A 13,847-nucleotide genomic window follows, 5' to 3' on the forward strand; every position below is an offset into this window, starting at 1 on the left:
CTGAGGCTCAGGCCTCGGTGCCCTCGGTCTCACCCTCGGCGGCCGGCTCCTCGGCCTGCGGGGCGACGACCTGCAGGACGGCGACGTCGCCGTCGACGGCCAGGGTCGAGCCAGCGGGGAGGACCAGGTCCTTGGCGTGGATGGTGGCGCCGGCCTCCAGGCCCGCGATGGAGACCGTGACGGACTCGGGGATGTGGGTGGCCTCGGCCTCGACCGCCACGGTGGTCAGCAGGGTCTCCAGCATGTTGCCGCCGGGGGCCAGCTCGCCCTCGGTGTGGACCGCGACCTCGACGGTGACCTTCTCGCCCTTCTTCACGAGCAGGAAGTCGACGTGGCTGATGGTGCGCTTGAGCGGGTGACGCTGGATGGCCTTGGGGATGACCAGCTCGGTGCCGGCACCGTCGATGTCCAGCGAGATCAGGACGTTCGGGGTCTTCAGCGCCATGAACAGGCCGTGACCCTCGACGTTGACGTGCTGCGGGTCCTGGCCGTGACCGTAGATGACGGCGGGGATCTGGGAGGCACGACGCGCCTGGCGGGCGGAACCCTTGCCGAAGGTGGTGCGGCGCTCGGCGGAAAGCTTGACCTCGGACATGTTCACTCCTCGTGGGGTGACTGAAACGGACAGGGTCACCCGGCCGGAACGGCCTGCTACGAAGAGCGCGTCGATAACGGAGCGCCCGCACCCACCTCGAAAGGTGAAAGGCGCGGCCTCCCTCGCCGAGCAACTCCAGGAGTCTACCCGGCGGGGAGGCCGCGCCCAAAAGGATCTCTTGAGGGGACGGTCAGCCCTGTTCCTCGAAGAGGTTCGTCACCGATCCGTTCTCGAAGACCTCGCGCACCGCACGGGCGATGGTGGGCGCCATGGACAGCACCGTGATCTTGTCGAGTTCCAGGTCACCCGGGTCGGGCAGGGTGTTGGTGAAGACGAACTCGCTGACCTTGGAGTTCTTCAGGCGGTCCGCGGCCGGGCCGGAGAGGATGCCGTGCGTCGCGGTCACGATCACGTCCTCCGCGCCGTTGGCGAACAGCGCCTCGGCTGCCGCGCAGATGGTGCCACCGGTGTCGATCATGTCGTCCACCAGGACGCAGATGCGGCCCCGTACGTCACCCACGACCTCGTGGACGGTCACCTGGTTGGCGACGTCCTTGTCCCGGCGCTTGTGCACGATCGCCAGCGGGGCGTCCAGTCGGTCGCACCAGCGGTCGGCGACGCGGACGCGGCCGGCGTCGGGGGAGACCACGGTCAATTTGGTGCGGTCGACCTTGGCGCCCACGTAGTCGGCGAGCACCGGCAGGGCGGAGAGGTGGTCCACCGGGCCGTCGAAGAAGCCCTGGATCTGGTCGGTGTGCAGGTCCACCGTCAGGATGCGGTCCGCGCCGGCGGTCTTGAGCATGTCGGCGACCAGGCGGGCCGAGATCGGCTCGCGGCCACGGTGCTTCTTGTCCTGACGGGCGTAACCGTAGGAGGGGATGATCACGGTGATGGAGCGGGCCGACGCGCGCTTCAGCGCGTCGATCATGATCAGCTGCTCCATGATCCACTTGTTGATGGGAGCCGTGTGGCTCTGCATCACGAAGCAGTCGGCGCCACGGGCCGACTCCTGGAACCGTACGTAGATCTCGCCGTTGGCGAAGTCGAAGGCCTTGGTCGGCACGAGACCGACACCCAGCTGGTGTGCGACCTCCTCGGCCAGCTCGGGGTGGGCGCGGCCGGAGAAGAGCATCAGCTTCTTCTCGCCGGTCGTCTTGATCCCGGTCACAGCACTGTCTCCTCAGACGTGTTGAAAAGCTGCTGCACCCCCGTGCGACGTCCGTCCCGCGCACGGTGAGCCAGCCGAATTACGTGCACCTATCACGGTACGCCGAGATCGGCGTACCTGTTTCCGGTCAGACCTCGGCGGCCGACCCCTCAGCCGTCGACAGAGCCGCTTGCGCGGCGGCGCTGCCCGGACGCTTGCGAGCCACCCAACCCTCGATATTCCTTTGCTGGCCACGGGCGACGGCCAGTGCGCCGGGCGGAACATCCTTGGTGATCACGGAGCCGGCAGCGGTGTAGGCGCCGTCTCCGACCGTGACGGGTGCCACAAACATGTTGTCCGAACCCGTCTTGCAGTGTGAGCCGATGGTGGTGTGGTGCTTGTGCTCGCCGTCGTAGTTCACGAACACGCTGGCCGCGCCGATGTTCGTGTGGTCGCCGATGGTGGCGTCACCCACGTACGAAAGGTGCGGCACCTTGGTGCCCTCGCCGATCGTCGCGTTCTTCATCTCGACGTACGTGCCCGCCTTGGCCTTCACGCCCAGACGGGTGCCGGGGCGCAGGTAGGCGTAGGGGCCGACGCTGGCGGACTCGCCGATCTCGGCGTCGTTGGCCACGGTGTTGTCCACCCGGGCGTTCACGCCCACGCGGGTGTCGGTCAGGCGGCTGTTGGGGCCCACCTCGGCGCCTTCGGCCACATGGGTGGCGCCGAGGAGCTGGGTGCCGGGGTGGATGAGTGAGTCCTGGCCGAAAGTCACCGTTACGTCGATCATGGTCGAGGCCGGGTCCACCACTGTCACGCCGGCGAGCATGGCTCGCTCCAGCAGGCGGGCGTTCAGGAGGCCGCGTGCCTGGGCCAGCTGAACCCGGTTGTTGATGCCGAGGATCTCCCGGTGGTCGCCGGCCAGGCAGGCGCCCACCCGGTGCCCGGCCGTGCGCAGGATGCCCAGAACGTCGGTGAGGTACTCCTCACCTTGGCTGTTGTCGGTGCGCACCTGTCCCAGGGCCTCGGTCAACAGCTTCCCGTCGAAGGCGAAGACGCCAGAGTTGATCTCCCGGATGGCGCGCTGTGCGTCGGTGGCGTCCTTGTGTTCGACGATCTCGGTGACGGCGCCGGAGAGCCCGTCGCGCACGATGCGGCCGTAGCCGGTGGAGTCCGGCACCTCGGCGCTCAGCACGGTGACGGCGTTCGCGTCGGCGGTGTGGGTGGCGGTCAGAGTCGAGAGGGTCGCGCCGGTCAGCAGCGGGGTGTCCCCGCACACCACGATCACGGTGCCTTCAACGGTGCCGCCGAGCTCCTCCAGAGCCATCCGGACGGCGTGACCCGTTCCGTTCTGTTCCTCCTGCACCGCGGTGCGGGTGCCCGGGTGCTGGGACTGGAGGTGCCCTTGGACCTTCTCGCGGGCGTGCCCCACAACGACGACGAGATGTTCGGGATCCAGCTCCTGGGCTGCGCAGACCACGTGGCCCACGAGCGTGCGCCCGCAGATCTCGTGCAAAACCTTGGGAGTGGTCGACCTCATGCGGGTGCCCTCACCCGCTGCGAGTACGACGACGGCTGCCGGGCGGTTGGCGCTCACGGATGTGCCCTTCGGCTTCAGGTGTTGGACATCCGAAGGATACCGGGGGGTATCGCGCCCTTCATGGGGGCGGGTCCCGACCGCACCGGTCGGGACCCGCCTGGCGTTGCTCCCCCGTCAGGACTCGAACCCGAACAGATGGCACCAAAAGCCACAGTGCTGCCAATTACACCACGGGGGATCATGCATCCAAACCGGACTACTTCTCCGGTCGGGAGATCTGCCGGCACCTACTATGCCGTACCAGGCAGCCTCAACGCGAGGCACCTCAGCGCGGCTCGGCGGAGGTCCGTGGGTTGAGGTTCCGCCGCGCGACTCGGGCCGGTCGTGGTCCGGTGGGCGGGGCGTCCCGAGATGGCGTGTGGACTCGAACGGCAGGTCGGGACGAGAGGCGTACGCCCTTGCCGTTTGACCACTCGCGCGGAGGAACCGGTGATTCGCCCTCCTCCGCTGGTGGACGGGCGATTTCCCACCCGGCACTCGCTCGTGTGTGCGGTGCGTGGGGTAAATGCCCGGAAGGGGCCGGGAACCCGCCCTTAGGCTGACGGTATGACCAGTTCGGGGGAGCAGCAGGGCGGAGCGGGCCGGGCCGGCCCCTGGTGGTGGGAACGGCGCCGCGGGGCGGCGCTGGACCTCTCGCTGGGGGCCGCCTCGGCCGCGGAGTGCGCGTTCGAGGGAGTGGGTTTCGCCGAGCAAGCCGGCGTACCCGTCGGCTTCGGCGTGCTCCTGGGGCTGGCCGTGGGGGCCGTGCTCGTGGTGCGCCGCCGCTGGCCGGTGACCGTGGTGCTGTTGGCGATCGCCATCACCCCCGCAGAGATGGGCTTCCTGCTGACCGTGGTGGGTCTCTACACCCTCGCCGCGGCCGATGTACCCCGCCGGATCACGGCGGTGCTGGCGTCCATGGCACTGGTCGGGACGCTGGTGGTGACGTACGTGCGGACCAGCCAGGACGTCTCCGGCGGCGGCTCGGAGTTCGACCAGTGGTTCGTGCCGGTCGTCTCGCTCTTCATGTCGGTGGGCATGACCGCCCCGCCGGTGCTGCTTGGCCTGTACGTGGGTGCGCGGCGGCGCCTGATGGAGAGCCTTCAGGAACGGGCCGACTCCCTGGAACGGGAACTCATGCTGCTGGCCGACCGGGCGGAGGAGCGTGCCGAGTGGGCGCGCCGAGAGGAGCGCACGCGGATCGCCCGTGAGATGCACGACGTGGTGGCGCACCGGGTCTCCTTGATGGTGGTGCACGCGGCGGCGCTCCAGGCGGTGGCGGCCAAGGACCCGACGAAGGCGGCCAAGAACGCCGCCCTGGTCGGGGACATGGGGCGGCAGGCACTGACCGAGCTCCGCGAGATGTTGGGCGTGCTGCGGGCCGGCGAGCCCGCACCGACCGGCCGCCCGGAGGTGCCGGAGGTTGCCGTGGTGACGGCCGCGGTGGTGGAGGAAGGACCCTCGCTGGAGGAGTTGGAGGCGCTGGTGGGTCAGTCGCGCACGGCCGGAATGGTCGTCGAGCTGGAGGTTCACGGAGAGGTGCGGCGTTACTCCCGACCGGTGGAGCAGACGGCCTACCGGGTGGTTCAAGAAGCCCTGACCAACGTGCACAAGCACGCGCCTGGGGCGAAGGTGCGGGTGCGCCTGGCCCACCGACCCGAAGAAGTCGCGATGCAGGTGGAGAACGGCCCCTCCGACGCGGCCGTCACCAGCGCCGGGCTTCCCAGCGGTGGCAACGGACTGGTGGGGATGCGGGAGCGGGTGCTGGGCCTGGGTGGCGTGTTCGTCTCAGGGCCCACGGACGCCGGGGGGTTCCGTGTCTCGGCCGTGCTCCCGGGCGCGGTGCGGGCCGCCGAATCCGGCTGAGGCCCGCTCCGGGCTCGCTCTGGCGTACGAAGTGGGGAAGCCCGAGGCCCCTTCGGTACCGGGCCCCGGGCGGGTTCAGTCGGCGGTCCGCAGCCGCGTCGGTTGGAGGCCGGTGAGGAGGGTCGTGAGGGCCTCGTCGATATCGGCTCCGAGGTACCAGTCGCCGGTGTGGTCGATGCTGTAGACCCGGCCCTGTGCGTCGATGGCCAGATGGGCGCTGCCCTCGCCCTCCTGCCCCAAGGGGCTGATCGTGGTGTCCAGCGCACGACCCAGATCGGTGAAGGTGCGTGCGAGGTGGAGGCCGCTGAGCGGGTCGAAGCGCAGCGCGGTGGGTGCTATCTGACGGCCCGGCCCGCGAGAGGTGACGTGCAGCCCGCCGAACTCGGCCCAGGCCTCCACGGCAGCGGGGAAGACGGCGTGCTGGTGCCCGGCGGGCGTGGTGTGGTCGCGCAGGGCGTCGGCCCAGTATTCGGCCTGCTTGATGTCCCAGCGGCCGGGTTGCCAGCCGGCGGCGCGCAGCGAGGCGTCCACGCCGACGGGGAAGCGGGTCGCGGAGGAGTCGTAGGAGGCAGCAGCGGCGGGCATCTGGGCGGGCTCAGCCCTTCTCGGTGGCGGTATCGGGTGCGGAGAGGTCTACGGCGCGGACACCGAAGTGGGCGAGGAGCGCGTCGCAGGAGCGGCAGGGCGGCGCGTAGCTGCCGTGGAGCGGGTCCCCGTCCTCCCGGATGCGGCGGGCGGTCAACTTGGCCTGCTTGAGCGAGCGGCGTGCCTCGCCGTGGGTGAGCGGTTTGCGTTGGGCGCGTTTGCTGCGCGCCGCCTCGACCGTCGTGAGGTGGCGGGAGAGCAGGAGCGCCTCCGGGCAGCGGCCGGTGAACCGTTCGCGCTGTGCGGTGGCGAGGGTGTCGAGGAAGTCCTGGACGAGGGGATGCAGTGCCGGCGGCCGGTCTCCCTTGCCGGCGGTCCCCGTCAGGGTTTCGCCCCGGACGGAGAGTGCTGCCGCGACGGTCGGCAGGATTCCGTCCCGGCGGCACTTCAGGACGGGCGCGGCGGAGCCGGCCGGCCCGCTCCACCCCAGTCGGGGGTCGCCGCCGGGGCGGTCGGTGGCGCCGGTTGGTGAGTTCGCCGTGCGGGTTGCGGTGCGTGATGCCTTACGCGCGTTGTGCATGCGTTGCCGTTCCTCCCGTGCCCGCGGCGGGTGTCCGCTTGGTGTGCACGCCCCCGTGTTGTGGTGACAGCCTGCCAAATATGTCCGGGGCTAAGGAAGCTGGGTCGAATATTCGTATCAATTCGGGCGTTTCCGTCCGCGGTTGTGAGGAGGCGTACACGGCCCGTCAGCCCTGCTCCAGGAGGCCCCGTACGGGGCGGGACCGGCTGGTCCGGCACCGCTTAGGCTGTGCCCAACCAAGCCAGATCCAGCAGGGGGCTACCGCCATGACGACAGGTCGGCTCGGGCAGCAGACCGCGCCACCGAACGGTGCTTATGCCGGGCAGGTCGTGCACTTCCCGGACCCGGTCCGGGCCGCGCGCCACCCGCGGGGCGTGCGGATCGACGGTGACGGGCATCCCGTCTTCACGCCGTACGCGCGTGCCGCGGCTGAGATCGCCGATCCCCCCGAGGGCTTCGGCGTTGACGAGCTTCGGCTGACGGACTACGTCTCAGCGAACGCGCTGATGCATGCACAGGGCCACGAGCTGTGGGACACCGTCGACCCGGTGGCGACGCCCCATGGCTGGACCTGGCACCACGTGGCGGGCACCCGGCGGCTGGAGCTGGTACCGATAGAGGTCAAGGCCCTGCTGAGGCACCACGCCGGTCTGACGACCGCGGGGGTCGACCACGAGAAGCGTGGGACCCGACCGCCGGCGGATTCCCGACCGGTTCACCTGGCGCTCCCCAAGAGCGGGTGCCCGGTGACCGAGACCCAACTGCTCGGTGTCGAGGAGGACCTCGGCTACCGGTTGCCGGAGGCCTACCGCTCGTTCCTGAAGGCGGCGGGGGGCTGTGCGCCGGTGGGAGTCGGCCTGGACGCGGAACTGGGCCTGCTGGTGGACCAGCCGTTCCTCACGGTCCGTGAGGAAGCCGCGATCAACGACCTGGTCTACGTCAACAAGTGCCTGCGCGACCATGTGACGAAGGACTACCTCGGAGTGGCCTTCGTGCAGGGCGGACTGCTCGCGGTGAAGGTTCGCGGCGAAGGAGCGGGATCGGTCTGGTTCTGCCCGTACGACGACGGGCGGGACCGTGACGGCTGGACGGTGCAGGAACGGGTTGAGCGGTTGTTGTTGCCCTGCGGCTCCGATTTCGACGCGTTCTTGGAGCGGTTGGCCGGTAGCCCACCGGAGCTGGAGACGATGGCGGGGCTGATGGTGGACGGTGGTTTCGCGACGGCGGTGCCCGTCGAAAGCACTGGGGAGTGAGGGCGCAGCGATGGTGACTTTCGCGCAGGCGCAGGAACGCGCCGAGGAGTGGATCAACGCAGACGTGCCCGCCTACCAGCACCGTGAGGTGCGGGTGCGGGAGTTCGGCCTCGGGTTCGTCCTGTGGGCGGAGGACCGCGAGGGCGGTCCGGTCTCGGGCGGCGGCAAGCAGCGGATGGTGATCGCGCGGGACAGCGGCGAGGCCACCTTGTGGCCAGGACTGCCGGTGGGCGAGGTGATCCGCCGCTACGAACAGGAGTACGGGGCGCCGGAGGAGACCTCGGGCGGGTCCTCGGTGCCACCGCAGCGCATCGATTCCGAGCAGACCTCCTTCCTCCTCAGCCCGCCGGAGTGGTTGCGCGATCCGGACGCAGGGCCGCGACCCGAACCCCAGGCGTCCGCCGCCGGGTCCGTGGCCGCGGGTGATCCGACGCCAGCCCCCCAGGCGTCGGGGTTGGGTGCACCGCTGGACCCACCCTCCGGTACGGCTGATCGGACCTCCGTCCTCGGCCCGCCGGCACCTGCGCGGAGTCCGGCCTCCTCCGGTCCGTCCGTACCGGCTCGGCCGCCGGCCGCCGCCGGCCCGGAGGAGCCCACCGCACCGCTCGGCGCGGCGCCGGTGTCCTCCCGGCCCGGCAGCCCGGCACAGCCCGAGGCCACCCCCTGGGCGGGTACCGACACCAATGGCCTGGGCGATGAGGATTCGGTGCCGCTGCCCGCGACGGTGTTCGCTCCCCCCTTGTCCGGCTCGGACGCGGACGACACACCCCGGCCAGGGGTCGCGCCCGAGGCGGAGACGAGACTCATGGCCGGCGGCAGCCAACTTCCGCCGACCGCCGTGGCCCCGGCGCTCGGTGTGCGGGCGGTGGAGGTCTCCGACGAGCGTGCCGGCCGTCCTGCGGCGCCCGCGGGCGCCGACGTCGGCACCCCGCCTCCGCCCGGTGCGCCGGGACGCCCCGCTTCGCACCAGGCGGACACCGTGCTCGCGGCGCCCGTCATGCCGCAACCGCCCGGCCCGCCCGGAGCGGCGACTACTGGACGCGCGCCGCAACCGCCGGGCCCGCCCGGAGCTCCGCGCAAGGTGCCCTCCGTCCGGGGGAGCGAGGAGGTCCATCAGGCCGAGACGGTGCTCGGCGGGCCGGTGGTGGGGCCGAACGCGGCAGGGGTGCCGGGGCCTCCCCCGCCTCCGGGGCCGGTCGGGGCGCCGGGTGCGGCTGCCCCTCGCCCGCAGGTGCCCGGGGTGCCCACGGTGGGACCCGGCTACCAGGCCGTGCTGCGCTACCGCGCCGCCGACGGCTCGGAGCAGCAGGTCATCCGGCGTTCGGCGCCCGGTACTCCGCACCCGGAGTGGCAGATCCTGTACGAGCTGCGTGCTCTGAACGTACCTCCGCAGCGGGTCCTGGAGCTCCATACGGAGTTGGCTTCCTGCGAGCTGCCCGGCGGCTACTGCGCCCGGATGATCCGGGAGACCTGGCCCCAGGTGCGGATCACCAACGTCGCGCCGTACGGGACTGACCACGCCAGCCGCCAGCAGGGCGTACGGCATCTACTCACCCACCAGGGAGAGTTGCACCAGGTGGCTGGCGGTCCGGCCCGGCCGGCCCCGGTCCGTGCCGCGCTGCCGCCGACCCAGACCCTCCCGGCGATCCCCCTGGAGGCGATCGCCCAGGAGCTGACCGACGCCTTCGGGCTCCAGGGGGTCTTCCGCTTCGACCAGCGGGCGGTGTCCCGCCAGGGCGTGCCCGAGATCGTGGCGACGACCCTGGTGCAGGCCGGCCTGCCGACCGATTTCGGTCCCTTCTTCTGGGCGCAGGCGGTCCCGGGGCAACCGGTGCCCACCCTCGCCGAGCTGGCGCTGCAACGACAGCTACAGCCGGCTTCGGACGCGTCCTCGTACCTGGTCGTGGGCAGCGACTTCGGCAAGGCGCTGTGTGTGCAGTACGGGACGGCCAACATCGTGGCGGTGCCCGTCGAGGGCGGGCCCGGCGGGGCGCCGGTGCCGCCGCAGTTCGTGAATTCGAGCCTGCCGCAGTTCGCCCGTTCCATGGCGATGCTGGGTCGTATGTGGCGGCTGCGGCTTCATCTGACACCCGAACAGGCCGGTCGTTGGACCGTCGACTTCCAAGCCCAACTCGCCGCGTTGGACGGTGCGGCGCTGTCCTCGCCGGACAGCTGGTGGTCGGTGCTGCTGGAGCAGATGTGGGACGGACTGCTGTGAGGCAGCGGCCCGGGGGCCGGACCGGGACGGTTCGGCCCAGCTGAAGGGCGAGAGAGGCGAACGAGTGAACGGCCGGGTGGGGTTTGTCCCCGCCCGGCCGTTCCCCTGTCCGGGGGCATCCGTTTCCGGTCATGCTTTCGGCCCTTCACTGACCTGATTCCGACTTCTGCCGCCATTTGCCGCATCCTTGACCCCAGGAGTGGGCGGAGTGTCGCGTTTTGAGTGGTTCTCCGTGTCCTTCAAGATGGGCGTCGAGAGCGAGCCGGGTCGAATGGCCGTGCGTTTTGCGCCGCGTGGCCGAGAGGGGCTTACAGGATGAGTGCAGCCATGCCACCCCAGCGGTTCGCGAGCGTCCGCGTCCGCGGATACCGACCCGAGCAGGTCGACCGCTACCTCGCACGTCTCGCGGCCTCCCGCGATCAGGCCTGGGAGCGGGTGGCCCGGCTGACGGTCCTCGCCAAGCAGATGGAGGCCGAGGCCCAGGCCTTGGCCACTGCGGTGGAGTCGCTGGCCCCCCAGCGCTATGACTCGCTCAGCGCCCGAGCGCGGCAGGTCCTCACCTTGGTCGAGGAGGAGGCGCGAGCCGTCACCGGGCGGGCACAGGCGGACGCGGCGACATACGCGGAGTCGGCCAGGGCCCATGCCGACCGAGTGGCGGAGCTCGCCCTTCAGGATGCGCAGGCGGTGCGCGACCAGACGGAGGTGCGCGCCCGTCAGGCCCTTGAGCACGCCCGGCGCACAGCGGAGGAGACCCGGCAGTGCGCCGGGCAGGACGCCGGGGTGTGGCGGGAACAGGCGCAGGCGGAGTTGGCCCGGGCGCACCGGCAGACCGAGGGGATGCTGGCCGACCAGCGTGACGAGCAAGCGGAGCGCTGGGAGGCGGTGGAGCGGGAGTTGGCGGAACAGCAGGAGCATCTCCACGCGCGGTGCCTGGAGATGGAGGAGTACGCGCAGGCACAGCTGGCCGAGGCCGAGCGCGCGCACGCGGCGGCCACCGAGTCCGCCCGGCGCGATCAGGAGGACGCGCAGGCGCACGCCGCCGAGTTGATCGCGAAGGCACGGGTCGGCGAGGAGCGCGTGGTCCGCGAGACCGAGCGGGTTCTACGGGAACACGAGCAGGGGCGGGACGAGGTGCGGGCCCACATGGACCATGTCCGCTCCAGTCTTGCGGCACTGACCGGACGGACGGCCCGCACCGAGGGATGAGGTGGGCCCGCGCCCGAAGGCTGGCCCCGGTGCTCCCGGTGGGTCCCAGCTGCGGCCCGTTCGGGCTTGGGCGTCAGCCGGCGCTGGCCCGTGGTGGCGGTGGGGAGCTGCTCACCGGTTCGGCCCGGGGCGGTGGTGGTTCGGTCGTGCGGCCGGGGTCCGGCGCGGTGGAGCGCACCCGCTGGGGGTTGCTGCGCTGGCCGGTCCCGGTGGTGACCACCACGGTCGTGGTGGATGTCGGCGGCTGTTCCAGCAGGGTTTCCACGCACCCGTCGTCCCCCGAGGCGGGAAGCTCCGTTCCATCCACGCTCACGGTGCAACTGCGCCCCTCGGGACGGAAGCCGCCGCCCTTGGCGCGCAGGGTCCGCCTCGCCGGGTCGTAGACGGCGTCCGTGATGACCGGAACCGGCGCGGCCACCAGTTTGTTGGTGACGAAGGCCGCGGCGGGGCCGCCGGTCAGCAGGGCGAGTTCGGGCGGTACCGCCGGCAGTCCGCCCTTGACGTCGGCGAGGAAGGGCCAGACCACGTAGGCCATGGCGAGCAGGTTGAAGACCACGTACTGGAGGTCGACCAGATCGGTGCGGCCCACGTCGTTGGTGATCAACTGGCGGTGCTGGGGGCGCCCCGGGCTGCCGGTCTTCGTGTAGTGGCCGCTCTCTATGCGGCCGGCGACGATCCCCTTGGAGGCGACGAGCGCGGCGAACGGTCCGCCGAGCAACAGCAGGTACTCGGGTGCGAGCGCGTCGAGTGGCTCCGGCCCGGATAAACCACCGGTGAGGTAACGGACGTCCTCTGCGACGAGCATGGCGTACACCAGGAGCGTGCCGAGCATCCAGACCACGATCCAGGTCCACAGCAGGGCGAGGGTGGTGGAGGTGGACATCCGGCCGTCCCGGCCGGTGAGCACGGTGTTGCCGCGGCGCAGCAGGAGAAGGGCGCCCACGGCCCCGATTGACGCTGCCCAGGTGGTCAGTTCGCTGACGCTCATCGGCTGGCTCCCCCCAAGTGCCCCGTTTGATCCGGTGTATCGGGCGGTGGGCCGTCTGACAAGCCGGACGGGCTCGTGGCGTCCGGGGTTTCGGGGGATGGTTCCGGCAGGACCGGGAACCGCCTCGGTGCCAGGAGCAGCAATGCCAACAGGGCCAGTGCCGCGGCTGCCGCAGCACCGGTGAAGACGTGGTCGATCGCCGTGGCCACGGCCTCGCGCAGGCGTTGCGCTGCGGCGGCGGAGAGCAGTTCGGGGTGTTCCAGGGCGCGGGCCACGCCGTCGAGGTGGGTGGGGAGGCCGGCCGCCGGCGCCCCGGCGAGGCGCGCGGTGATGGTGGCGTTGGCCACCGCGCCGTAGAGCGCGGCGCCCACGGACTGGCCGACCTGCCGGCAGAACAGCACCGAGGCGGTGGTGGTGCCGCGTTCGGACCAGCCGACCGTGGACTGGACGCCGACGATCAGGGGGAGCTGGAAGAGCCCGAGGGCCGCGCCGAGCAGCAGCATGATCAGGGCGGGTTGCCAGGGCCGGGCGGGGTGGGGCAGCAGCAGGGGGAAGGCCAGCAGGATCAGGACGGACAGGCCGCTGCCGACGACCGCTGTGTTGCGGAAGCCGATCCGGGTGTACACGTGCTGGCTCAGTGCGGCTGATATCGGCCAACTCAGGGTCATGACGGACATGACGAAGCCGGCCGCCACCGGAGCAAGTCCCAACACGGACTGGGCATACGTCGGTACGAATACCAGCGGTGCCGTCATCAGCAGGCCGAGTGCGCCCAGTGCGAGGTTGACGGCGGCGATCGTTCGGCGCCGCCAGACCCAGCCGGGAATGATCGGCTCGGCGGCCCGGCGCTCGATCCACACCGTCAGCGCTGCGAAGGCCGCGCTGGCGGCCAGCAGTCCCAGGGAGGGGGCTGACAGCCAGGGCCAGGCGACGCCTCCTTGGACGAGGGCGGTCAGCAGGAGCCCACCACAGGCGAAGATGCCGAGGGCTCCGGCCCAGTCGATCCGTGGCGCAGGGCCCGGTGTGCGGGCGGGCTCGCTGAGGTGACGGGCGATCAGCCACAGGGCGAGGGCTCCGACCGGCAGGTTCAGCAGGAAGATCCATCGCCAGTCGGCGTATGCGGCGAGGAGACCGCCGACGGCCGGTCCCGCCACGGAGGAGACGGCCCACACGGTGGAGAGGCGGGCTTGGATCCTGGGGCGTTCCTTGAGCGGGTAGAGGTCGGCCGCGAGGGTCTGGACCGTTCCCTGGACTGCTCCGCCGCCCAGCCCCTGGACGATCCGGAAGGCGATGAGGGCCGCCATGTTCCAGGCGGCGGCGCACAGTAAGGAACCGGCCAGGAACAGTGTGATGCCGAAGAGCAGGACCGGTTTGCGACCGAAGCCGTCGGAGAGCTTTCCGTACACCGGGAGGGTTACGGTGACCGCGAGCAGGTAGCCGGAGAAGAGCCAGGAGAAGACGGAGAAGCCGCCGAGGTCGCCCACGATCTGGGGGACGGCGGTGGCGACGATGGTCCCGTCGAGTGCGGCCAAGGCCATGGCGAGCATGAGTGCGGCGACCACCGGGCCGCGTCGACGCGCGTGCACCGCGGGCGCTGCGGCCGACGTTCGGCTGTGTGGTCCGCTCACCTCGCGAGATCCTTTCACCGTGCACGTAAAACGCCCGGAACACCTTCTCATCAAGGCAGTGCGCGGCGATACCCCGCAGTTGCCCCTCGCCCGCAAGTCGTAGACCCCTAGACGAGTCATTCCGATGTGATCAGTGGTCGTAGGCGATCAGGGATCGCATGACCGGTTGTTTGGTCTTGTGGTTGTGCCAGATCGCCGCGGC

11 protein-coding genes and 1 tRNA gene are annotated in these 13,847 nt (G+C 71.0%); 4 read left to right on the forward strand and 8 right to left on the reverse strand.

What is annotated here, in order from left to right; genetic code table 11:
* Positions 1-7 precede the first annotated feature (7 nt).
* From ACFYMC_RS14255 to ACFYMC_RS14270, 4 genes are all read right to left on the reverse strand, one after another.
* Positions 8-595, reverse strand: coding sequence for a 50S ribosomal protein L25/general stress protein Ctc (locus ACFYMC_RS14255; protein WP_388523787.1), 588 nt, complete (start codon positions 593-595; stop codon positions 8-10).
* Positions 596-785: 190 nt separating this feature from the next.
* Entirely contained in the window at positions 786-1,763 is a 978-nt protein-coding gene (locus tag ACFYMC_RS14260; RefSeq protein WP_388523789.1) for a ribose-phosphate diphosphokinase, read from the reverse strand.
* 127 nt (positions 1,764-1,890) lie between these two features.
* Positions 1,891-3,339 carry a bifunctional UDP-N-acetylglucosamine diphosphorylase/glucosamine-1-phosphate N-acetyltransferase GlmU gene (gene glmU, locus ACFYMC_RS14265; protein WP_388523792.1) on the reverse strand — a complete coding sequence of 483 codons (1,449 nt, stop codon included), beginning with the start codon at positions 3,337-3,339 and terminating at the stop codon, positions 1,891-1,893.
* Positions 3,340-3,448: 109 nt separating this feature from the next.
* Positions 3,449-3,520: transfer RNA gene (locus tag ACFYMC_RS14270), tRNA-Gln, on the reverse strand.
* A gap of 368 nt (positions 3,521-3,888) precedes the next feature.
* On the opposite strand from ACFYMC_RS14270, the gene ACFYMC_RS14275 reads away from it, so the two are divergent.
* A complete protein-coding gene (locus ACFYMC_RS14275) occupies positions 3,889-5,187 on the forward strand; it encodes a sensor histidine kinase (RefSeq protein WP_388523795.1) in 1,299 nt (432 codons plus the stop codon).
* 75 nt (positions 5,188-5,262) lie between these two features.
* On the opposite strand, the gene ACFYMC_RS14280 is transcribed toward ACFYMC_RS14275, so the two are convergent.
* Complete coding sequence (locus ACFYMC_RS14280) at positions 5,263-5,772, reverse strand: SUKH-3 domain-containing protein (protein ID WP_388523797.1); 510 nt, start codon at positions 5,770-5,772, stop codon at positions 5,263-5,265.
* A gap of 10 nt (positions 5,773-5,782) precedes the next feature.
* Entirely contained in the window at positions 5,783-6,352 is a 570-nt protein-coding gene (locus ACFYMC_RS14285; protein ID WP_388523800.1) for a YwqJ-related putative deaminase, read from the reverse strand.
* Between the two features lie 266 nt (positions 6,353-6,618).
* On the opposite strand from ACFYMC_RS14285, the gene ACFYMC_RS14290 reads away from it, so the two are divergent.
* The 3 genes from ACFYMC_RS14290 to ACFYMC_RS14300 all read left to right on the forward strand — a co-directional run bounded on the left by ACFYMC_RS14290 (position 6,619) and on the right by ACFYMC_RS14300 (position 11,029).
* Positions 6,619-7,605 (forward strand): SMI1/KNR4 family protein, encoded by a 987-nt coding sequence (locus ACFYMC_RS14290; RefSeq protein WP_388523803.1) that lies wholly within the window; start codon positions 6,619-6,621, stop codon positions 7,603-7,605.
* 10 nt (positions 7,606-7,615) lie between these two features.
* Complete coding sequence (locus tag ACFYMC_RS14295; protein WP_388523805.1) at positions 7,616-9,823, forward strand: SUKH-4 family immunity protein; 2,208 nt, start codon at positions 7,616-7,618, stop codon at positions 9,821-9,823.
* 315 nt (positions 9,824-10,138) lie between these two features.
* Positions 10,139-11,029 carry a DivIVA domain-containing protein gene (locus tag ACFYMC_RS14300; RefSeq protein ID WP_388523808.1) on the forward strand — a complete coding sequence of 297 codons (891 nt, stop codon included), beginning with the start codon at positions 10,139-10,141 and terminating at the stop codon, positions 11,027-11,029.
* Between the two features lie 73 nt (positions 11,030-11,102).
* Here ACFYMC_RS14300 and ACFYMC_RS14305 read toward each other — a convergent pair whose 3' ends face one another.
* Together ACFYMC_RS14305 and ACFYMC_RS14310 are read right to left on the reverse strand one after the other, a co-directional pair.
* The gene (locus ACFYMC_RS14305) at positions 11,103-12,017 is read right to left on the reverse strand and encodes a hypothetical protein (RefSeq protein ID WP_388523811.1); all 915 of its coding nucleotides are present in this window, start codon (positions 12,015-12,017) and stop codon (positions 11,103-11,105) included.
* Positions 12,014-13,696 carry an MFS transporter gene (locus ACFYMC_RS14310; protein WP_388523813.1) on the reverse strand — a complete coding sequence of 561 codons (1,683 nt, stop codon included), beginning with the start codon at positions 13,694-13,696 and terminating at the stop codon, positions 12,014-12,016. The genes ACFYMC_RS14305 and ACFYMC_RS14310 overlap by 4 nt, the downstream gene beginning before the upstream one ends.
* Positions 13,697-13,847: the final 151 nt, after the last annotated feature.

The sequence above is a fragment of the Streptomyces sp. NPDC006879 genome (assembly GCF_042869595.1).
GTDB lineage: Bacteria > Actinomycetota > Actinomycetes > Streptomycetales > Streptomycetaceae > Streptomyces.

Coding starts and splice junctions, on each gene's coding strand:
- ACFYMC_RS14280 (WP_388523797.1), bottom strand. CDS start 5,772: ATGCCCGCCGCTGCTGCCTCCTACGACTCCTCCGCGACCCGCTTCCCC.
- ACFYMC_RS14310 (WP_388523813.1), bottom strand. CDS start 13,696: ATGAGAAGGTGTTCCGGGCGTTTTACGTGCACGGTGAAAGGATCTCGC.
- ACFYMC_RS14285 (WP_388523800.1), bottom strand. CDS start 6,352: ATGCACAACGCGCGTAAGGCATCACGCACCGCAACCCGCACGGCGAAC.
- ACFYMC_RS14255 (WP_388523787.1), bottom strand. CDS start 595: ATGTCCGAGGTCAAGCTTTCCGCCGAGCGCCGCACCACCTTCGGCAAG.
- ACFYMC_RS14290 (WP_388523803.1), top strand. CDS start 6,619: ATGACGACAGGTCGGCTCGGGCAGCAGACCGCGCCACCGAACGGTGCT.
- ACFYMC_RS14300 (WP_388523808.1), top strand. CDS start 10,139: ATGAGTGCAGCCATGCCACCCCAGCGGTTCGCGAGCGTCCGCGTCCGC.
- ACFYMC_RS14305 (WP_388523811.1), bottom strand. CDS start 12,017: ATGAGCGTCAGCGAACTGACCACCTGGGCAGCGTCAATCGGGGCCGTG.
- ACFYMC_RS14295 (WP_388523805.1), top strand. CDS start 7,616: ATGGTGACTTTCGCGCAGGCGCAGGAACGCGCCGAGGAGTGGATCAAC.
- ACFYMC_RS14275 (WP_388523795.1), top strand. CDS start 3,889: ATGACCAGTTCGGGGGAGCAGCAGGGCGGAGCGGGCCGGGCCGGCCCC.